The organism is Pantoea eucrina (assembly GCF_002095385.1).
GTDB classification, from domain to species: Bacteria; Pseudomonadota; Gammaproteobacteria; order Enterobacterales; family Enterobacteriaceae; genus Pantoea; species Pantoea eucrina.
Map to the genome: position 1 here is coordinate 48374 of NZ_MIPP01000021.1, position 21153 is coordinate 69526.

The window sequence follows — 21153 nt, forward strand, 5'->3', positions numbered from 1 at the left end:
AAGGGCAGAAGAATCTGCCCTTTTTTATGGCGTGACGGCGCTTATTTTTTCAGCGCTGACTCAAACGGACGCTCGGTATAACCGGTATAGAGCTGACGCGGACGGGCAATTTTCATGCCTTCATCGTGCATCTCTTTCCAGTGTGCAATCCAGCCAACGGTACGCGCCATCGCAAAGATTACGGTAAACATTGAAGAAGGGATGCCCATCGCTTTCAGAATGATGCCGGAGTAGAAATCGACGTTTGGATAGAGTTTACGCTCGATAAAGTAGGGGTCGTTCAGCGCAATGTGTTCCAGCTCCATCGCCACTTCCAGCAGGTCATCTTTCATACCCAGCTCATTGAGCACTTCATGGCAGGTCTCACGCATCACGGTGGCGCGCGGATCGTAGTTCTTGTAAACGCGGTGACCAAAGCCCATCAGGCGGAACGAGTCATTCTTATCTTTAGCACGGCGCACAAACTCCGGAATGTGCTCTACGGTGCTGATCTCTTCCAGCATACGCAGGGTAGCTTCGTTGGCGCCGCCATGTGCCGGCCCCCAGAGTGAAGCGATACCGGCCGCGATACAGGCAAACGGGTTAGCCCCGGATGACCCTGCGGTACGTACGGTAGAGGTGGAGGCGTTCTGTTCGTGATCGGCGTGCAGGATCAGAATACGATCCATCGCGCGCTCAAGCACCGGATTCACTTTGTACTCTTCACACGGTGTGGCAAACATCATATGCAGGAAGTTGCCGGCATAGGAGAGGTCGTTACGCGGATAAACAAAAGGCTGACCGATAGAATATTTGTAACACATGGCTGCCATGGTAGGCATTTTCGACAGCAGGCGGAACGCAGCGATTTCGCGATGGCGCTCAATGTTTACATCCAGCGAGTCGTGATAGAACGCGGCCAGCGCACCGGTTACGCCGCACATAACGGCCATCGGGTGTGAGTCACGACGGAAACCGTGGAACAGACGGGTGATCTGCTCGTGAATCATGGTGTGACGGGTAACGGTCGTGCAGAACTCTTTGAACTGCTCCTGAGTAGGCGCTTCGCCGTACAGCAGGATATAACAGACTTCCAGATAATTTGAGTGGGTCGCCAGCTGGTCAATCGGGAAACCGCGATGCAGCAGAATGCCTTCATCACCATCAATAAACGTTATTTTGGATTCACACGACGCGGTAGAGGTAAAGCCGGGGTCAAATGTAAACAGGCCTTGTGAGCCAAGGGCGCGGACGTCAACAACATCCTGTCCCAGCGTGCCTTGCATCACATCCAGTTCAAGCGTGTTGTTGTCTTGTAGGGTCAGCGTCACTTTTTTATCTGTCATTTTTCGTCTCCATAGCGCCTGGGTAAGTAAGGATCTTTAGACACCAGAATAGTTCGCATGTTGCGTAACACCACTCGCTTCAGATTATCACCTGGCAATAACCTGCACGTAATGAGGTTACGCAGTACTAAGGCATCCGGGGCAAGGATATTCGGACATGACATGGCGCTCATCGCAGATGTTAAAGATCCTGTCACGACATAACTTCTTGGTAACCAATAACCTGACGGTTTATGTTGCTCGTTAGGGCAATGTTACATAACTTGAGCTTAGGGGAAAGTGTATCCCCATAACTTTTGTGCATCATAGGGCTTTAGTGCGATTGTTTGTAACTGAAATGTTGATCTATTGTCAAATCAGATAATTAAAAATGTATATTTTGTGAAAATCGTGACCCTGATCACTGTTCAGCTTAAATGTGACCAAACAGATTGTAGGGGAATTGTAATCAGAATGTGATCGTCCTATACTGCCGCCAGGTCTCCGGAATACCCTGACACCAGGAGCCACCCAGCGTTTTACCCGCTTCATTTAACACTGGATGTTGCTATTTTGGTGGCGGTTGTTGTCTGAACACGCTCAGTGCTCTGCTGCAACTCAGGACCGGAGGAAGCAAAATAAAAAAGAGCTGTGTGGGCAAAACCGTGAAAAAACAAAGACCTGTTAACTTGGATCTCACGACGATCCGGTTTCCCGTTACTGCAATATCGTCCATTCTCCACCGCGTCTCCGGCGTGATTACGTTTGTCGCTCTCGGAATTCTGCTCTGGTTGCTGGGTCTCTCTCTCTCCTCTCCCGAAGGTTTTCAGCAAGCGGCATCCATCATGGATAGCTTCTTTGCCAAATTCATTATGTGGGGCATTCTGACCGCGCTGGCCTATCATGCGGCAAGCGGTATCCGTCATATGCTGGCAGATTTTGGCTTTACCGCAGAGACCCTGCAGGTGGGAACCCGTACCGCGCAGGCGGTTTTTGTTATCACTGTCGTGCTCTCAATTCTGGCTGGAGTCCTCGTATGGTAAGCAATGCTTCTGCTTTAGGACGCAACGGTATCCACGACTGGCTTCTGGTCCGTGCTTCCGCAATCCTGATTACGCTCTACATCATCTATCTGCTCGGTTTCGTCGTCATGACCGATACGCTGACCTATGATGTCTGGCGCGGCTTTTTCGCCTCCTCCTTCACCAAAGTGTTTACGCTGCTGACCCTGTTCTCCATTCTGGTTCACGGCTGGATCGGTATGTGGCAGGTACTGACTGACTACGTGAAAGCGCTGGCGCCGCGTTTGTTGCTGCAGCTGGTTATTGTGGTCGCGCTGTTGTCGTATGCCGTTTATGGCACTGTTGTTGTGTGGGGTGTGTAAATGAATTTGCCAGTCAGAGAATTTGATGCCGTGGTGATCGGCGCAGGTGGCGCGGGTATGCGCGCGGCACTGCAAATCTCCCAGTCGGGCCAGAGCTGTGCCCTGTTATCGAAAGTTTTTCCAACCCGTTCCCATACCGTATCGGCGCAGGGCGGCATTACCGTTGCGCTGGGTAACACCCATGACGATAACTGGGAATGGCATATGTACGATACCGTAAAAGGTTCCGACTACATCGGGGACCAGGACGCGATCGAATACATGTGTAAAACCGGTCCGGAAGCGATTCTGGAACTGGAGCATATGGGACTGCCGTTCTCCCGTTTAGAAGATGGCCGCGTTTATCAGCGTCCGTTTGGTGGCCAGTCCAAAAACTTTGGCGGCGAGCAGGCCGCACGTACCGCTGCGGCCGCTGACCGTACCGGTCACGCGCTGCTGCATACGCTGTATCAGCAGAACCTGAAAAACAAAACCACCATCTTCTCCGAATGGTATGCGCTGGATCTGGTGAAAAACGCAGATGGTGCGATTGTGGGTTGTACCGCTATCTGCATTGAAACCGGTGAAACCGTCTACTTCAAAGCCAAAGCGACTATTCTGGCAACCGGCGGCGCGGGACGTATCTACCAGTCCACCACCAACGCGCACATCAATACCGGCGACGGCGTCGGCATGGCAATTCGTGCGGGTGTTCCGATGCAGGATATGGAGATGTGGCAGTTCCACCCGACCGGCATTGCTGGCGCGGGCGTACTCGTCACCGAGGGCTGCCGTGGTGAAGGCGGCTATCTGCTGAACAAACATGGCGAACGCTTCATGGAGCGCTATGCGCCTAACGCCAAAGATCTGGCGGGCCGTGACGTTGTTGCGCGTTCAATGATGGTTGAGATCCGTGAAGGTCGCGGCTGCGATGGCCCGTGGGGTCCGCATATCAAACTGAAGCTCGATCATCTTGGGGCTGAGGTGCTTGAGTCGCGCCTGCCTGGCATTCTTGAGCTGTCGCGCACCTTTGCGCATGTCGATCCGGTTAAAGAGCCAATTCCGGTTATTCCAACCTGTCACTACATGATGGGCGGTATTCCGACCCGCGTCACCGGACAGGCGCTGCGCGTGAATGAACAGGGCGAAGATGAAGTGATCCCGGGCCTGTTTGCGGTTGGCGAGATCGCCTGCGTATCGGTGCACGGTGCTAACCGTCTGGGCGGTAACTCACTGCTGGATCTGGTGGTATTTGGTCGCGCGGCAGGGGTGCACCTGATGGAGTGTATCGCTGAGCAGGGCGAGCTGCGCGATGCTACCGCGGAAGAGATCGATGCGGCGATGGCGCGCTTCAATCGCTGGGAAAATAACACCACGGGTGAAGATCCGGTGGAAATCCGCAAAGCGCTGCAGCGCTGCATGCAGAACAACTTCTCGGTGTTCCGCGAAGGTGACGCCATGCGTGAAGGCCTGGCCGAGCTGAAAGCGATTCGCGAGCGTCTGAAGAGTGCGCGTCTGGATGACCGCTCACCCGATTTCAATACGCAGCGTATCGAATGTCTGGAGCTGGATAACCTGATGGAAACCGCTTATGCAACCGCGGTTGCCGCAAACTTCCGCACTGAAAGCCGTGGCGCACATAGCCGCTTCGACTATCCGGAGCGTGATGATGCAAACTGGCTGTGTCACAGTCTCTATGTTCCGCAAACGGAAAGCATGACGCGCCGTGAGGTGAACATGCAGCCGAAACTGCGCGCGGCCTTCCCGCCGAAAGCGCGTACCTATTAATTGCGGAGGTCATGATGAAACTCGAATTTTCAATCTACCGTTATAACCCGGACGTCGATGACAAGCCGCGCATGCAGGATTACACCCTGGAGTCGGAAGACGGGCGCGACATGATGCTGCTGGATGCGCTGATTCGGCTGAAAGAGCAGGATCCAACGCTGGCGTTTCGTCGCTCGTGCCGCGAGGGTGTCTGCGGCTCAGATGGTCTGAACATGAACGGCAAAAATGGTCTGGCCTGCATTACTCCGGTCTCAGCACTGGGTAACGGCAGTAAAAAGATCGTGATTCGCCCGCTGCCAGGTTTGCCGGTTGTGCGCGATCTGGTGGTCGACATGAGCCAGTTCTATACGCAGTATGAGAAAATCAAACCGTTCCTGCTGAACAACGGTGAGAATCCGCCGGCGCGTGAGCATCTGCAGAGCCCGTCGGAGCGTGAGCACCTTGATGGCCTGTATGAGTGTATTCTCTGCGCCTGCTGCTCAACCTCCTGCCCGTCGTTCTGGTGGAACCCGGATAAGTTTATCGGTCCGGCCGGTCTGCTGGCTGCCTATCGCTTCCTGATTGACAGCCGCGACACGGAAACGGATGCGCGTCTCGACAATCTGAGTGATGCTTTCAGCGTATTCCGCTGTCACAGCATCATGAACTGTGTGAGCGTATGTCCGAAAGGGCTGAACCCGACGCGCGCCATCGGCCATATCAAGTCGATGCTGCTGCAGCGCGGGGCGTAAAGCTAAGAAGTCCTGCCGGGAACTCAGGTTCCCGGCAGCGTATGGAAGCCTCTATAAGCGCGGTGCTGACCACGCTTATAAAGGTTCCCTTACGGGCCCGGCGCCGGTAGCGCACAGGTTCGTATCGCTGAACTCACTACGGCAAGCCGTGAAAGCGGCAACAAATGAAACCTCATAAAAAGCAGCTTAATGCTTAAGGGATCACAATGCAGAACAGCGCGATGAAACCCTGGCTGGACTCCTCCTGGCTGGCCGGCGCGAACCAGTCTTACATAGAGCAACTCTATGAGGATTTCCTGACCGATCCTGACTCTGTTGATGAAGTGTGGCGCGACCTGTTCCAGCAGTTGCCAGGTACCGGCGTAAAACCAGAGCAGTTTCACTCCACGACGCGTGACTATTTCCGCCGCCTGGCGAAGGATGCTACCCGCTACACCTCTACCGTTACCGATCCGGCTACTAACTCCAAACAGGTTAAAGTCCTGCAGCTGATTAACGCGTTCCGTTTCCGCGGCCATCAGCACGCTAATCTTGATCCGCTTGGCCTGTGGAAACAGGATATCGTGGCCGATCTCGACCCGGCCTTTCACGATCTGACCGACGCCGATTTTCAGGAAAGCTTCAACGTAGGCTCATTTGCGATTGGCAAAGAGACGATGAAGCTGGCCGATCTCTACGCCGCCCTGCAGCAGACCTACTGCGGGTCGATTGGCGCAGAGTATATGCACATCAACAACACTGAAGAGAAGCGCTGGATCCAGCAGCGTCTTGAATCAGTGGCTGGACAGGCTTCATTCAGCGCGGAAGAGAAAAAAGGCTTCCTGAAAGAGCTGACCGCAGCCGAAGGTCTGGAAAAATATCTTGGGGCGAAATTCCCCGGCGCCAAACGCTTCTCACTGGAAGGTGGCGATGCGCTGGTGCCTATGCTGCGCGAAATGATTCGCCACGCAGGGAAAAGCGGCACGCGCGAAGTGGTGCTGGGTATGGCGCACCGCGGACGTCTGAACGTGCTGATCAACGTACTGGGCAAAAAGCCGCAGGATCTGTTTGATGAGTTCGCCGGCAAGCACAAAGAGCATCTGGGTACCGGTGATGTGAAATACCACATGGGCTTCTCTTCCGATGTTGAAACCGAAGGGGGCCTGGTGCATCTGGCACTGGCGTTTAACCCGTCGCATCTGGAGATTGTCAGCCCGGTTGTCATGGGCTCCGTACGCGCCCGCCTCGATCGTCTCTCTGAGCCGGGCAGTAACAAAGTTCTGCCTATCACCATTCACGGTGACGCAGCGGTAATTGGTCAGGGTGTGGTGCAGGAAACCCTGAACATGTCGCAGGCGCGTGGTTATGAAGTTGGCGGTACGGTGCGTATCGTGATCAATAACCAGGTTGGCTTTACCACGTCAAATCCAAGAGATGCGCGCTCCACGCCTTATTGTACTGATATCGGTAAGATGGTGCTGGCACCTATTTTCCACGTGAACGCGGACGATCCGGAAGCCGTTGCTTTTGTTACCCGTCTGGCGCTCGACTACCGCAACACCTTTAAGCGTGATGTCTTTATCGATCTGGTCTGCTATCGCCGTCATGGCCATAACGAAGCGGATGAGCCAAGTGCAACGCAGCCGCTGATGTATCAGAAGATTAAAAAGCATCCGACGCCGCGTAAACTTTACGCCGACCGCCTGCAGAGCCAGGGCGTAGCCTCGCAGGAAGATGCCACTGAACTGGTTAACCTCTATCGCGATGCGCTGGATGCCGGTGAGTGCGTGGTGCCGGAATGGCGCCCGATGAGCCTGCACTCGTTTACCTGGTCCCCTTATCTCAACCACGAGTGGGATGAGAGCTACCCGGAAACGGTTGAGCTGAAACGCCTGCAGGAGCTGGCGCGCCGTATCAGCACGGTTCCGGAAGCGGTTGAAGTGCAGTCGCGCGTGGCCAAAATTTACAACGACCGCAAAGAGATGGCGGAAGGCAACAAACCGTTTGACTGGGGCGGGGCAGAGAATCTGGCCTACGCCACGCTGGTGGATGAAGGCATTCCGGTGCGTCTCTCTGGCGAAGATTCCGGACGCGGCACCTTCTTCCACCGCCATGCGGTGATCCACAACCAGCTGAATGGCTCTACCTATACGCCGCTGCACCATATTCATAATGGTCAGGGAGAGTTCAAAGTCTGGGACTCCGTGCTGTCGGAAGAGGCGGTACTGGCGTTTGAATATGGCTACGCCACCGCAGAGCCGCGCGTGCTGACCATCTGGGAAGCGCAGTTTGGTGACTTTGCCAACGGCGCACAGGTGGTTATCGATCAGTTCATCAGCTCGGGCGAGCAGAAGTGGGGCCGCATGTGTGGCCTGGTGATGCTGCTGCCGCACGGCTATGAAGGTCAGGGTCCGGAGCACTCCTCAGCGCGCCTGGAGCGTTATCTGCAGCTCTGCGCTGAGCAGAATATGCAGGTTTGCGTGCCATCTACCCCGGCTCAGGTTTACCACATGCTGCGTCGTCAGGCGCTGCGCGGTATGCGCCGTCCGCTGATTGTGATGTCGCCGAAGTCGCTGCTGCGTCATCCGCTGGCGATCTCCAGCCTGGACGATCTGGCAAACGGCAGCTTCCAGCCGGCGATTGGCGAGATCGATGCGCTCGATCCGCAGCAGGTTAAACGCGTGGTGCTCTGTTCAGGTAAGGTCTACTACGATCTGCTGGAACAGCGTCGCAAAAACGAGCAGAGCGATGTTGCCATTGTGCGCATCGAGCAGCTCTATCCTTTCCCGCACAAAGCGGTACAGGAAGCGTTAAAAGATTACGCCCATGTCCAGGATTTCGTCTGGTGTCAGGAAGAGCCGCTCAATCAGGGCGCATGGTATTGCAGTCAGCATCATTTCCGCGAAGTGGTTCCCTTTGGTGCGTCGCTGCGTTACGCAGGCCGTCCGGCATCTGCTTCACCGGCCGTGGGCTATATGTCCGTACATCAACAACAGCAGCAAGACCTGGTCAACGACGCGCTGAACCTTGGTTAATAAAAAGGAAAGAAAATGAGTAGCGTAGAAATTCTCGTTCCCGATTTACCTGAATCCGTAGCGGACGCAACGGTTGCAACCTGGCACAAAAAACCTGGCGATGCAGTCAGCCGTGATGAAGTGCTGGTCGAAATTGAAACCGATAAAGTGGTGCTGGAAGTTCCTGCTGCTGCTGATGGTATTCTGGAAGCCGTGCTGGAAGAAGAGGGTGCTACCGTCACCTCGCGCCAGCTGCTTGGTCGCCTGAAAGAGGGCAACAGCGGCGGGAAAGAGACCTCAGCGAAAGTTGAGAGCAATGAATCTGCACCGGCACAGCGCCAGTCCGCGTCGCTGGAAGAAGAGAGCAGCGACGCGCTGAGCCCTGCTGTACGCCGTCTGATCGCGGAAAACAATCTCGACGCCAGCCAGATCAAAGGCACCGGCGTGGGTGGCCGACTGACGCGCGAAGATATTGAAAAGCACCTGGCGAAAAAGCCGGAAGCGAAAGCGGCTCCGGCTGCTGAAGCGGCGGCTCCGGCTCCGGTTGCTAACCGCAGCGAGAAGCGCGTGCCGATGACCCGCCTGCGCAAACGCGTGGCTGAGCGTCTGCTGGAAGCGAAAAACAGCACCGCCATGCTGACCACGTTCAACGAAATCAACATGAAGCCCATCATGGATCTGCGCAAGCAGTATGGTGAGGCGTTTGAAAAACGTCACGGTGTACGCCTGGGCTTTATGTCCTTCTACATCAAAGCGGTCGTTGAAGCCCTGAAGCGCTTCCCGGAAGTGAACGCCTCTATCGATGGCGAAGATGTGGTGTACCACAACTACTTCGATGTCAGCATCGCCGTTTCTACGCCGCGCGGTCTGGTGACGCCAGTGCTGAAAGATGTGGATGCGCTGAGCATGGCGGATATCGAGAAGAAAATTAAAGAGCTGGCGGTGAAAGGCCGTGATGGCAAGCTGACAGTTGAAGAGCTGACCGGCGGTAACTTCACCATCACCAACGGCGGCGTGTTTGGTTCGCTGATGTCAACGCCAATCATTAACCCGCCGCAGAGCGCCATTCTGGGCATGCACGCCATTAAAGATCGTCCAATGGCGGTCAATGGTCAGGTGGTGATCCTGCCGATGATGTATCTGGCGCTCTCTTACGATCACCGTCTGATCGATGGCCGTGAATCGGTAGGCTATCTGGTCGCAGTGAAAGAGATGCTGGAAGATCCGGCTCGTCTGCTGCTGGATGTCTGATTTTCGCCGGGCGCGCAGCGATGCGCGCCCACATTTAAATGTTTCAGATCTGAATGGATAGAACATCATGAACTTACACGAATACCAGGCGAAGCAGCTGTTTGCACGGTATGGTATGCCAGCACCGACTGGTTATGCCTGCACCACGCCACGTGAAGCCGAAGAAGCCGCCTCAAAAATTGGCGCAGGCCCGTGGGTAGTGAAATGTCAGGTTCATGCCGGTGGCCGTGGTAAAGCGGGCGGCGTGAAGGTAGTGAAAAGTAAAGAAGAGATCCGTGCATTTGCTGAGCACTGGCTGGGTAAACGTCTGGTGACCTATCAGACAGATGCGCTGGGCCAGCCGGTTAACCAGATTCTGGTTGAAGCGGCAACCGATATCGATCAGGAACTCTATCTGGGTGCGGTCGTCGATCGCGCTACGCGCCGCGTGATCTTCATGGCATCAACCGAAGGCGGTGTGGAAATTGAAAAGGTGGCGGAAGAGACTCCGCACCTGATCCACAAAATGGCGCTCGACCCGTTAGCGGGACCGCAGCCATACCAGGGCCGCGAACTGGCGTTCAAACTGGGTCTGACCGGTAAGCAGGTCAGCCAGTTCACCAAAATCTTTATGGGTCTGGCTACCATGTTCCTGGAGCGCGATCTGGCGATGGTTGAGATCAACCCGCTGGTGATCACCAAACAGGGCGACCTGATCTGCCTGGATGGCAAGCTGGGCGCAGACGGCAACGCGCTGTTCCGCCAGCCTGAACTGCGCGAAATGCGCGATCCAAGCCAGGAAGATCCACGCGAAGCGCACGCAACGCAGTGGGAGCTGAACTATGTCGCGCTGGAAGGCAACATTGGCTGTATGGTCAACGGTGCGGGTCTGGCGATGGGCACAATGGATATCGTGAAGCATCACGGTGGCCAGCCTGCAAACTTCCTTGATGTCGGCGGCGGCGCAACTAAAGAGCGCGTAACCGAAGCCTTCAAAATCATCCTCTCTGACGACGCGGTAAAAGCGGTATTCGTTAACATCTTCGGCGGTATTGTCCGTTGCGATCTGATCGCTGATGGCATCATCGGCGCAGTGGCAGAAGTGGGTGTCAACGTGCCGGTAGTGGTACGTCTGGAAGGTAACAACGCTGAGCTGGGCGCTAAGAAACTGGCGGACAGCGGTCTGAACATCATTGCAGCAACCAGCCTGACAGACGCGGCACAGCGTGTTGTTGCTGCAGCGGAGGGTAAATAATGTCCATTCTGATCGACAAGAACACCAAAGTCATCTGCCAGGGTTTCACCGGTGGCCAGGGGACTTTTCACTCTGAGCAGGCGCTGGCCTATGGCACGCAGCTGGTTGGCGGCGTAACGCCAGGTAAAGGCGGCACTACCCATCTGGGCCTGCCGGTGTTCAATACCGTGCGTGAAGCGGTAGAAGCGACCGGCGCAACGGCGACGGTTATCTACGTTCCGGCTCCGTTCTGCAAAGACGGTATCCTGGAAGCGATCGACGCGGGCATCAAGCTGATCATCACCATCACTGAAGGTATTCCGACGCTGGATATGCTGACTGTGAAAATGAAGCTGGATGAAGCAGGCGTGCGCATGATTGGCCCTAACTGCCCTGGCGTGATCACCCCAGGCGAATGCAAAATCGGCATTATGCCAGGCCACATTCACCAGCCAGGCCGCGTGGGCATCGTGTCACGTTCCGGCACCCTGACCTATGAAGCGGTTAAGCAGACCACAGATATTGGCTATGGCCAGTCTACCTGTGTCGGTATCGGTGGCGACCCGATCCCGGGCTCTAACTTCATCGATATTCTGCAGATGTTCCAGGACGATCCGCAGACCGAAGCGATTGTGATGATCGGTGAAATCGGCGGCAGCGCGGAAGAAGAAGCGGCAGCCTTTATCAAAGAGCACGTCACCAAGCCGGTTGTCGGCTACATCGCAGGCGTAACGGCGCCGAAAGGCAAACGTATGGGCCATGCTGGCGCCATCATTGCCGGCGGTAAAGGCACGGCTGACGAGAAGTTTGCTGCGCTGGAAGCGGCAGGTGTGAAAACCGTCCGCAGCCTGGCCGATATCGGTGATGCGGTAAAAGCGGTTCTGCCTGCTAACTGATTGCGCTGACTGAATAAGCATAAGCCACCTGCGGGTGGCTTTTTTTATGCCTGCAGCGTAGCGGTTTTCATTTATTATCCGACGCGGCGGATTTTAAAGTTAATAACTCACAGAAAAAGTAATCGTAATTTTAATTAAACGCGGCAGCTTTTGACATCGCTTTAACAACTCTTTCAGGCTACATATTCGTAAACTTTATATCTTAATCCAGATCAAATAATAGCGTGTTATAGCAAACTTTACTGCTGGCTAAAAACAACCCGGCCGGTATAAATTGCGCTGCATCAAATCACAGTTTTGCCACGGATAACAGCCGTCTGAGTCGTATGCCCCCGGATAAATATTGTGGCATCTGACGCTGACGCCTGCATGACAGAAATGTGAAGCGATATTTTCAGGGAATTATCACCACTATTACTCGCTCATTCCGGGCCGCAGATTGCGCTGTCTGCGGGTAATAAAACCGGAATTAATAATCAGCCGTTCCTGCACGCTGTTGCGCCGTTTACCGTCCGGCAACACAGCGGCATGCGAAGAGCAAGGAGTTCTCATGTTAGATATTGTCGAGCTGTCGCGCTTACAGTTTGCCCTGACGGCGATGTACCACTTTCTGTTCGTGCCATTAACGCTGGGTATGGCGTTTCTGCTGGCGATCATGGAAACCGTCTACGTGCTGTCGGGCAAACAGATTTATAAAGATATGACCAAATTCTGGGGCAAGTTGTTTGGCATCAACTTTGCGCTGGGCGTGGCCACCGGACTCACCATGGAGTTTCAGTTCGGCACTAACTGGTCCTATTACTCCCATTACGTCGGCGATATTTTCGGGGCGCCGCTGGCCATTGAAGGATTAATGGCGTTCTTTCTTGAATCCACCTTTGTAGGCCTGTTTTTCTTTGGCTGGGACCGGCTGGGCAAAGTTCAGCATCTGGCGGTCACCTGGTTGGTGGCGCTGGGATCCAACCTCTCTGCGCTCTGGATCCTGGTGGCCAATGGCTGGATGCAAAATCCCATCGCCGCAGCATTCAACGCTGAAACCATGCGTATGGAAATGCTGAGCTTTTCAGAGCTGGTGCTTAACCCGGTCGCACAGGTGAAATTTGTACATACCGTGGCGGCGGGCTATACCGCTGGCGCTATGTTTGTTCTGGGGATCAGCGGCTGGTATCTGCTTAAAGGGCGCGATGTGGCGTTTGCCCGCCGCTCCTTTGCTATTGCGGCCAGTTTCGGCATGGCGGCAGTGCTCTCGGTGATTGTGCTCGGCGATGAGTCGGGCTACGAGATGGGGGATGTCCAGAAAACCAAACTGGCCGCAATTGAGGCGGAGTGGGAGACCCAGCCGGCACCCGCCGCCTTTACGTTATTTGGTATACCGAATCAGGAGACGCAGGAGAACAAATATGCGATTCAGATTCCGTATCTGCTTGGCCTTATCGCCACGCGCTCAGTGGATAAACCCGTTACCGGCCTGAAAGAACTGCAGGCTCAGCATGAGGTGCGGATCCGTAACGGCATCAAAGCGTATGGCCTGCTCAATGCGCTGCGCAGCGGCAATCAGGACCCGGAAGTCCGCCGCGCGTTTGAAGCCAGCAAGCAGGATCTTGGCTACGGCCTGCTGCTTAAGCGCTACACCCCGACGGTCACCGATGCCAGCGAAGCGCAGATACAACAGGCGGTGAAAGACGCCATTCCGCGCGTGGCGCCGCTCTATTTTGCCTTCCGTATCATGGTGCTGTGCGGCGCGCTGTTGCTGGCGATTATTGCCCTCTCATTCTGGAGCGTAGTCCGCGACCGGATCGGTCAGCAGCGCTGGCTGCTGAAAGCCGCACTGTATGGCATTCCGCTGCCGTGGATCGCTATCGAGGCGGGCTGGTTTGTTGCGGAGTACGGGCGTCAGCCGTGGGCAATCGGTGAAGTGTTACCCACCGCCGTAGCGAACTCTTCGCTGACCGTGGGAGACGTGCTGTTTTCGATGACGCTGATTTGCGGACTCTACACGCTGTTTCTGGTGGCAGAGATGTATCTGATGTTCCGGTTTGCCCGCCTGGGGCCGGGCAGCCTGAAAACCGGCCGCTATCACAATGAATCAGTGCAGATCGCTACGCAGCCAGAGCGCGGCTAAAGGAGAGCAACCATGTTTGACTACGAAGTGTTACGTTTTGTCTGGTGGCTGCTGATTGGCATACTGCTGATCGGCTTTGCCGTGGCGGACGGTTTTGATATGGGGGTCGGTATGCTGACGCCCGTGCTCGGACGCAGCGACACCGAGCGCCGTATTATGATCAATACGATTGCACCGCACTGGGACGGCAATCAGGTCTGGCTGATCACGGCTGGCGGTGCGCTGTTTGCCGCCTGGCCCATGGTCTATGCCGCCGCCTTCTCTGGTTTCTATGTCGCCATGATTCTGGTGCTCGCCTCGCTCTTTTTTCGCCCGGTGGGTTTTGATTATCGATCCAAAATTGAAGACAGGCGCTGGCGTGCCGTGTGGGACTGGGGCATCTTTGCCGGCAGTTTTGTTCCGCCGCTGGTGATAGGCGTTGCCTTTGGCAATCTGCTGCAGGGGGTGCCGTTTCATGCAGATAGCTATCTGCGTCTGTTCTATACCGGCAATTTCTTCCAGCTGCTCAATCCATTTGGCCTGCTGGCGGGAGTCATCAGCGTGGCGATGATCCTGACCCAGGGCGCCACCTATCTGCAGATGCGCACCTGCGGTGAGCTGCATTTACGTGCGCGCAGCGCGGCGCAGGCGGGGGCGCTGGTGATGCTCATCGCCTTTGTGCTGGCGGGCTTGTGGGTAAAATATGGCCTTGACGGCTATGTAGTGAAAAGCGTTATCGATCACCACGCAGCCTCTAATCCACTGGGCAAAGAGGTGGTGCGCGAGGCGGGTGCCTGGCTGCGTAATTTTGAGCAGATGCCGCTGCTGTGGGCGTTTCCGCTGCTGGGCGCTGTTCTGCCGCTGCTTACACTACTTTGTTCGCGCGGCGAGCGGGGTGCCTGGGCATTCATCTTCTCTTCCCTGACGCTGGCCTGCGTCATCATGACCGCCGGTATTGCGCTGTTCCCGTTTATCATGCCCTCCAGCACCGTGCCGGGTAGCAGCCTGACCCTCTGGGATGCCACCTCCAGCCTGCTGACGCTGAAGATTATGACCATCGCCGCACTCATCTTTGTGCCGATCATTCTGGCCTACACCAGCTGGTGCTACTACAAAATGTTCGGTCGCATTACCCAAGATGATATTGAACGCAACACGCACTCTCTCTACTGATTAAGGAGCTTTTGCATGTGGTATTTTGCCTGGATCCTCGGCACGCTGCTGGCCTGCGCATTAGGTGTGATCACCGCCCTGGCGCTGGAGCAGAGAGATGCAAACCGTGCACAGGATGACAACGCCTGATCGGTCAGCATGCTGGCCGGTAGCATGAGGTAATAAAGGGGTCCGGACGGGCCCTTTTTTTGTGCCTGTTAACGGCACACTCGCCTGACTGCAGACCAGGACTTTTGTCAGCATCAGGTCAGGAAATGTTGAGTAATTCCTTCTGGTTGTTACCGTCAGATAATTATTTTCTTCTGGCTCTGGCGGACCATTCCCAAGCGGATCGCTCTTGCGTATAGTAGCAACGTTTAAAAATGAGACCGGGATGTAGAGTGAGTACAACGCTGTTTCGCTGGCCGGTGCGGGTCTACTATGAAGATACCGATGCCGGAGGTGTGGTTTACCACGCCAGCTATCTTGCTTTTTATGAACGAGCACGTACCGAAATGCTGCGTCAGCGCCATTTCAATCAACACGTCCTGTTAGAAGAGCAGGTCGCATTTGTGGTACGGCGCATGACGGTGGAGTTCATCGCCGCGGCTCGCCTTGACGACCTTCTGGAGATACAGACCGAAGTGACCTCAATGACCCGCGCAACCATGACCTTCACCCAGCGTATCGTCAATGCTGAAGGCAGGGTGCTCAACGAGGCGGATGTCCTGATCGCCTGCATTAACCCACACCTGATGAAGCCGATTGCGCTTCCCAAGTCTATTGTCGCGGAGTTCAAGCAGTGACTGACATGAATGTTCTTGATTTGTTCCTGAAGGCGAGCCTTCTGGTCAAACTTATCATGTTGATTTTGATCGGCTTTTCTATTGCCTCCTGGGCAATCATTATCCAGCGTACGCGCATTCTGAATGCGGCAGGACGCGAAGCGGACGCGTTTGAAGATAAGTTCTGGTCCGGTATCGAACTCTCGCGTCTCTATCAGGAGAGCCAGGGACGCCGTGATGAGCTGGGCGGATCTGAACAAATTTTCTACGCCGGCTTCAAAGAGTTTGCCCGCCTGCACCGCGTAAACAGCCATGCGCCGGAAGCGGTGGTTGAGGGGGCAAGCCGTGCTATGCGTATCTCCATGAACCGCGAGCTGGAAGCGCTGGAAACCCACATTCCTTTCCTCGGTACCGTGGGTTCAATCAGTCCCTATATCGGTCTGTTTGGTACCGTATGGGGGATCATGCACGCTTTCATCGCGCTGGGCGCAGTCAAGCAGGCCACGCTGCAGATGGTGGCACCGGGTATCGCAGAAGCGCTGATCGCCACTGCGATCGGCCTGTTTGCCGCGATCCCGGCGGTCATGGCCTATAACCGTCTGAACCAGCGCGTTAACAAGCTGGAGCAGGGTTACGATAACTTTATGGAAGAGTTCACGGCTATCCTGCATCGTCAGGCTTTCTCTAGCGACAATACGAAGTAAGTCGAGGTTTACGATGGCCAGAACCCGTGGTCGCGGACGCCGCGATCTTAAGTCGGAAATCAACATTGTTCCGCTGCTCGATGTACTGCTGGTGCTGCTGCTTATCTTTATGGCAACCGCGCCAATCATTACGCAGAGCGTGGAGGTTGATCTGCCGGACGCCACTGACTCTAAAACGGTTGCCAGCGATGATAATCCACCGGTGATTGTTGAAGTGGCCGGTGTAGGACAATATAGCCTGGTGGTGGATCACGATCGTATGACCCAGCTGCCGCCAGAGCAGGTGGTCAGTGAGGCGCAGCGTCGTATTGAAGCCAATCCTAAAACCGTGTTTCTGATTGGCGGGGCCAAAGATGTGCCTTACGACGAAATCATTAAAGCGCTGAACCTGCTTCATCAGGCTGGCGTCAAATCAGTCGGTCTGATGACGCAGCCGATTTAACGCGACTTGTTTTTGGGAACCGAGAGTGTCGAAGGCAACCGAACAGAACCAGAAGTTGAAACGCGCAATCATCGTTTCGGTGGCGCTGCACATCGTGCTGATTGCGCTGCTGATCTGGAGCTCGTTCAACGAACATATTGAAGCGAGCGGCGGCGGCGGCGGTAGCGATATTGATGCCGTCATGGTCGATCCCGGTGCTGTGGTTGAACAATATAATCGTCAGCAAAATCAGCAGAGCGACAGCCAGCGTGCAGAACAGCAGCGGAAAAAGCAGGCGCAGCAGCAGGCAGAAGAGCTACAGCAAAAACAGGCCGCTGAGCAGCAGCGTCTGAAAGCGCTGGAAAAAGAGCGGCTGCAGGCGCAGCAGGAAGCGAAAGAGCAGGCTAAACAGCAGGCTGAGCAGCAGAAAGCGGCCGAAACGGCTGCAAAGCAGGCTCAGGAGCAGCAAAAAGCGGCTGAAGCCGCTGCCGCACAGGCGAAAGCGGATGCGAAAGCAGAAGCAGACGCGCGCGCTAAAGCAGCAGCAGAAGCGAAAGCAACCGCAGCGGCTGAAGCGAAGCAGGCTGCTGCCGAGGCGAAGAAACAGGCAGAAGAGCAGGCGAAAGCAGCGGCAGCGGATGCTGCAAAAGAGAAAGCGGCAGAGCAGGCGAAAGCGGCAGTTGAGGCGAAAGCCAAAGCGCAGGCGGAAGCGAAAGCGCAGGCAGCGGCCGATGCCAAAGCTAAAGCAGCGGCAGAGGCGAAAGCCAAAGCTGCGCAGGAAGCCAAAGAGAAAGCAGCAGAGGCGGCGAAGGAGAAAGCTGCGGAAGCGGCTAAAGAGAAAGCAGCTGAAGCGGCTAAAGAGAAGGCGGCCGCTGAGGCAAAAGCGAAAGCAGACGCCGCTGCCAAAGCGAAAGCGGATGCAGCCGCTAAAGCAAAAGCAGATGCAGCGGCGAAAGCCAAAGCAGCCGCGGACGCGAAGAAAAAGGCTGCTGCTGAAGCCGCGCAGGGCGAAAGCGATGTTGACGATCTGCTGGGCGGCCTCTCCTCCGGTAAAAACGCGCCGAAGAGTGGCGCTGCAGCCGGCGGCGGTGGTGCAGCAGGGCAGGGCAATCAGAAGAAAGCGGGTGCATCGGGTGCTGAGGTCAACGCCTATCTGGGCCAGATCACCAGCGCCATCCAAAGCCGCTTCTATGATGCCGATCTCTATCGCGGTAAGAGCTGCGATTTACGTATTAAGCTGGCACCCGATGGGCTGCTGATTGATGTGAAATCGGAAGGGGGCGATCCGGCACTTTGCCAGGCTGCCATTGCCGCTGCGAAGCAGGCGCGTATTCCTAAGCCACCTTCGCAGGCGGTGTATGAAGTGTTTAAAAACGCACCAATGCGTTTCAGGCCGCAATAATGCAGTAACGTACGGCAGGTTGAACTAAGGTTAGCTTGCCGTATTCTATAAAATACTCGTGTTTTTTCAGGAACTGTGCGAATTATCGTGAACTCAGGTTCAGGTAAGGGAGATAAGATGAAGCAGGCACTTCGTGTAACCTTAGGTTTTTTTGTACTGCTGTGGGCCGCTGTGCTGCACGCAGAAGTACGCATTGAAATTACGCAGGGCGTTAACACTGCCCGTCCGATTGGTGTAGTACCGTTTAAATGGGCCGGACCTGGCGCGGCGCCAGAAGATGTCGGCGGTATTGTGGCAGCTGACGTGCGCAACAGTGGTAAATTCAATCCGCTGGATCGCTCACGTCTGCCGCAGCAGCCCGGCAGTGCGCAGGAAGTTCAGCCTGCCGCATGGAGCGCGCTGGGTATTGATGCTGTGGTGGTCGGTCAGGTCTCACCTAACGCCGATGGCAGCTATCAGGTCGCCTATCAGCTGGTCGACACCGGTGGTGCACCGGGCAGCGTACTGGCACAAAACTCCTTCAAAGTAACAAAACAGTGGCTGCGCTATGCGGCGCATACCGCCAGTGACGAAGTCTTTGAGAAGCTGACCGGCATTAAAGGCGCATTCCGCACCCGTATCGCTTATGTTGTGCAGACCAACGGCGGCCAGTTCCCGTATGAGCTGCGCGTGTCTGACTACGATGGTTACAACCAGTTTGTGGTACACCGTTCACCGCAGCCGCTGATGTCACCGGCCTGGTCACCTGACGGCAGCAAACTGGCCTACGTTACGTTTGAGAGTGGCAAATCAGCGCTGGTGATCCAGACGCTGGCAAATGGCGCTATTCGTCAGGTTGCCTCCTTCCCGCGTCACAACGGTGCACCATCGTTCTCACCGGATGGTTCTAAGCTGGCTTTCGCCCTCTCTAAAACGGGCAGCCTGAATCTCTATGTAATGGACCTGGGCTCAGGTCAGATCCGTCAGGTAACAGACGGCCGCTATAACAGCACTGAGCCAACCTGGTTCCCGGATAGCCAGACCCTGGCGTATACCTCGGATCAGGCGGGTGCACCGCAGATTTATAAAGTCGGTGTTAACGGCGGCGCGCCACAGCGTATTACCTGGGAAGGCAAACAGAACCAGGATGCGGATGTGTCGACCGACGGTAAAACCATGGTGATGATCAGCAGCGCCGGTGGCGCGCAGCACGTCGCCAAACAGGATCTGGAAACGGGAGCCGTTCAGACGTTAACGGACACGTTCCTGGATGAAACGCCAAGTCTGGCACCAAACGGCACCATGGTTATCTACAGCTCTACTCAGGGGATGGGATCCGTGCTGCAGCTGGTTTCAACTGACGGGCGTTTCAAAGCGCGTCTTCCGGCAACTGATGGACAGGTAAAATCACCTGCCTGGTCGCCGTATCTGTGATGCATCGCTCCCTTGCCTCGTCGGCGGGAGAGTCTATGTATGGCAAACAAAATAATAGGATAAAGAAATGCAACTGAACAAAATGCTGAAGGGTTTAATGCTGGCTCTGCCAGTGATTGCAGTCGCTGCTTGTAGCTCACACAAAAACAACAACAACGATCAGTCCGGTATGGGTGCTGATGGTGCGTACGGTGCGGGCTCTGGCGCTGGCATGAACGGCGGCAACATGTCTTCTGACGAGCAGGCGCGTCTGCAGATGCAGCAGCTGCAGCAGAACAACATCGTTTACTTCGGTCTGGACAAGTATGACGTGCAGTCTGACTATGCTCAGATGCTGGATCAGCACGCAGCTTTCCTGCGCGGCAACCCGTCTTACAAAGTGACTATCGAAGGTCATGCGGATGAGCGTGGCACGCCAGAGTACAACATCGCGCTGGGCGAGCGTCGTGCTAACGCAGTGAAAATGTATCTGCAGGGCAAAGGCGTCTCTGCCGATCAGATGTCTATCGTATCTTACGGTAAAGAGAAACCAGCCGTACTGGGCCATGACGAATCAGCGTATGCTAAAAACCGTCGTGCCGTACTGGTTTACTAAGAGAATCATATGATTAGTAACTTCAGACTATCCCTTGCGGGTCTGTCGTTACTGGTTGGCGTAGCGGCCCCCTGGGCCGCTAATGCCCAGGCGTCAATCAGTAGCGTTGGCTCAGGCTCGGTCGAAGACCGTGTCACCACTCTTGAACGTATCTCCAATGCTCAGGCGCAGCTGCTGCAGCAGTTACAGCAGCAGATGAGCGATAATCAGAGCGACATCGATTCCCTGCGCGGGCAGATCCAGCAGAACAGCTATCAGCTTAACCAGGCGGTTGAGCGTCAGAAGCAGCTTTACCAGCAGCTCGACACGTTAAGCAGCAGCCAGTCCGCTGCACAGAGCGGCGGTAACGCTGATGCTGCCGGTGCCGCAGCGGGAAACGCTGATGCGGGTAGCAGTAATACGGCTGCCGCACCTGCACAAACCGGCGATGCAAATACCGATTACAACGCTGCCGTCGCGCTGATTCTGGAGAAGAAGCAGTACGATCAGGCTATCTCTGCACTGCAGGCATGGGTGAAGAAGTATCCTGACTCTACCTATCAGCCAAATGCCAACTACTGGCTGGGGCAGCTGCATTACAACAAAGGCAAGAAGGATGATGCGGCTTACTATTTTGCCACGGTGGTGAAGAACTATCCCAAATCACCGAAAGCGGCGGAAGCGCTGTTTAAGGTTGGCGTGATCATGCAGGATAAAAAAGACACGGCAAAAGCCAAAGCGGTTTATCAGCAGGTGATCAAGCAGTTCCCGGATAGTGAGTCAGCAAAGCAGGCGCAAAAGCGGCTGGCCGGATTGTAATTTGTACGAAAAAGACCAGATTTCGCCTGATTTCTGGTCTTGCCGCCTGAAAGGTAAGCAGTTGAGCTATCTGCGGGAAAATAAGGGTTGCGCCCTCCCGCTAAATCAGTAATATATGCCGCCGTTGCCGGGACATATGTAAATGCGTATCGGCGACGCTGAAGATGGGTCGTTAGCTCAGTTGGTAGAGCAGTTGACTTTTAATCAATTGGTCGCAGGTTCGAATCCTGCACGACCCACCAT

19 protein-coding genes and 1 tRNA gene are annotated in these 21153 nt (G+C 55.3%); 19 read left to right on the forward strand and 1 reads right to left on the reverse strand.

The window, feature by feature from the left end; all coding sequences use genetic code 11:
- Nucleotides 1-41 precede the first annotated feature (41 nt).
- Nucleotides 42-1325 carry a citrate synthase gene (locus tag HA43_RS10940; protein ID WP_039383219.1) on the reverse strand — a complete coding sequence of 428 codons (1284 nt, stop codon included), beginning with the start codon at nucleotides 1323-1325 and terminating at the stop codon, nucleotides 42-44.
- A gap of 632 nt (nucleotides 1326-1957) precedes the next feature.
- On the opposite strand from HA43_RS10940, the gene sdhC reads away from it, so the two are divergent.
- The 19 genes from sdhC to HA43_RS11035 all read left to right on the forward strand — a co-directional run bounded on the left by sdhC (nucleotide 1958) and on the right by HA43_RS11035 (nucleotide 21152).
- Nucleotides 1958-2347 carry a succinate dehydrogenase cytochrome b556 subunit gene (gene sdhC / locus HA43_RS10945; RefSeq protein ID WP_039383221.1) on the forward strand — a complete coding sequence of 130 codons (390 nt, stop codon included), beginning with the start codon at nucleotides 1958-1960 and terminating at the stop codon, nucleotides 2345-2347.
- On the forward strand, nucleotides 2341-2688 hold the full coding sequence (gene sdhD / locus HA43_RS10950; protein WP_071668989.1) for a succinate dehydrogenase membrane anchor subunit: 348 nt from the start codon (nucleotides 2341-2343) through the stop codon (nucleotides 2686-2688). The genes sdhC and sdhD overlap by 7 nt, the downstream gene beginning before the upstream one ends.
- A complete protein-coding gene (gene sdhA, locus HA43_RS10955; protein ID WP_039383226.1) occupies nucleotides 2689-4455 on the forward strand; it encodes a succinate dehydrogenase flavoprotein subunit in 1767 nt (588 codons plus the stop codon). It abuts the gene before it with no gap.
- 14 nt (nucleotides 4456-4469) lie between these two features.
- Nucleotides 4470-5186, forward strand: a complete 717-nt coding sequence (locus HA43_RS10960; RefSeq protein ID WP_039383229.1) for a succinate dehydrogenase iron-sulfur subunit — start codon at nucleotides 4470-4472, stop codon at nucleotides 5184-5186.
- A gap of 206 nt (nucleotides 5187-5392) precedes the next feature.
- A complete protein-coding gene (gene sucA / locus HA43_RS10965) occupies nucleotides 5393-8200 on the forward strand; it encodes a 2-oxoglutarate dehydrogenase E1 component (protein WP_039383231.1) in 2808 nt (935 codons plus the stop codon).
- Between the two features lie 15 nt (nucleotides 8201-8215).
- The gene (odhB, locus tag HA43_RS10970; protein ID WP_039383234.1) at nucleotides 8216-9430 is read left to right on the forward strand and encodes a 2-oxoglutarate dehydrogenase complex dihydrolipoyllysine-residue succinyltransferase; all 1215 of its coding nucleotides are present in this window, start codon (nucleotides 8216-8218) and stop codon (nucleotides 9428-9430) included.
- A 67-nt stretch (nucleotides 9431-9497) separates the two neighbouring features.
- Nucleotides 9498-10664, forward strand: coding sequence for an ADP-forming succinate--CoA ligase subunit beta (sucC, locus tag HA43_RS10975; RefSeq protein ID WP_039383235.1), 1167 nt, complete (start codon nucleotides 9498-9500; stop codon nucleotides 10662-10664).
- Nucleotides 10664-11539, forward strand: a complete 876-nt coding sequence (gene sucD, locus HA43_RS10980; RefSeq protein ID WP_039383236.1) for a succinate--CoA ligase subunit alpha — start codon at nucleotides 10664-10666, stop codon at nucleotides 11537-11539. The genes sucC and sucD overlap by 1 nt, the downstream gene beginning before the upstream one ends.
- A 550-nt stretch (nucleotides 11540-12089) precedes the next feature.
- A complete protein-coding gene (cydA, locus tag HA43_RS10985) occupies nucleotides 12090-13661 on the forward strand; it encodes a cytochrome ubiquinol oxidase subunit I (protein WP_094111659.1) in 1572 nt (523 codons plus the stop codon).
- A gap of 12 nt (nucleotides 13662-13673) precedes the next feature.
- The gene (cydB, locus tag HA43_RS10990; RefSeq protein WP_039383238.1) at nucleotides 13674-14813 is read left to right on the forward strand and encodes a cytochrome d ubiquinol oxidase subunit II; all 1140 of its coding nucleotides are present in this window, start codon (nucleotides 13674-13676) and stop codon (nucleotides 14811-14813) included.
- Between the two features lie 15 nt (nucleotides 14814-14828).
- Entirely contained in the window at nucleotides 14829-14942 is a 114-nt protein-coding gene (gene cydX, locus HA43_RS10995) for a cytochrome bd-I oxidase subunit CydX (protein ID WP_071668990.1), read from the forward strand.
- Between the two features lie 251 nt (nucleotides 14943-15193).
- Complete coding sequence (gene ybgC / locus HA43_RS11000; protein WP_039383240.1) at nucleotides 15194-15598, forward strand: tol-pal system-associated acyl-CoA thioesterase; 405 nt, start codon at nucleotides 15194-15196, stop codon at nucleotides 15596-15598.
- A complete protein-coding gene (gene tolQ, locus HA43_RS11005; protein WP_039383242.1) occupies nucleotides 15595-16281 on the forward strand; it encodes a Tol-Pal system protein TolQ in 687 nt (228 codons plus the stop codon). The genes ybgC and tolQ overlap by 4 nt, the downstream gene beginning before the upstream one ends.
- 13 nt (nucleotides 16282-16294) lie before the next feature.
- Complete coding sequence (gene tolR, locus HA43_RS11010) at nucleotides 16295-16723, forward strand: colicin uptake protein TolR (RefSeq protein ID WP_039383244.1); 429 nt, start codon at nucleotides 16295-16297, stop codon at nucleotides 16721-16723.
- Between the two features lie 25 nt (nucleotides 16724-16748).
- Nucleotides 16749-18104 carry a cell envelope integrity protein TolA gene (gene tolA / locus HA43_RS11015; RefSeq protein ID WP_094111660.1) on the forward strand — a complete coding sequence of 452 codons (1356 nt, stop codon included), beginning with the start codon at nucleotides 16749-16751 and terminating at the stop codon, nucleotides 18102-18104.
- Between the two features lie 117 nt (nucleotides 18105-18221).
- Nucleotides 18222-19517, forward strand: a complete 1296-nt coding sequence (gene tolB, locus HA43_RS11020; RefSeq protein WP_039383247.1) for a Tol-Pal system beta propeller repeat protein TolB — start codon at nucleotides 18222-18224, stop codon at nucleotides 19515-19517.
- Nucleotides 19518-19584: 67 nt separating this feature from the next.
- Entirely contained in the window at nucleotides 19585-20112 is a 528-nt protein-coding gene (gene pal, locus HA43_RS11025) for a peptidoglycan-associated lipoprotein Pal (RefSeq protein ID WP_039383250.1), read from the forward strand.
- A gap of 9 nt (nucleotides 20113-20121) precedes the next feature.
- Nucleotides 20122-20910 carry a cell division protein CpoB gene (cpoB, locus tag HA43_RS11030; RefSeq protein WP_071668993.1) on the forward strand — a complete coding sequence of 263 codons (789 nt, stop codon included), beginning with the start codon at nucleotides 20122-20124 and terminating at the stop codon, nucleotides 20908-20910.
- Nucleotides 20911-21076: 166 nt separating this feature from the next.
- A tRNA-Lys gene (locus HA43_RS11035) sits at nucleotides 21077-21152 on the forward strand.
- The last annotated feature ends 1 nt before the right edge of the window (nucleotide 21153 follow it).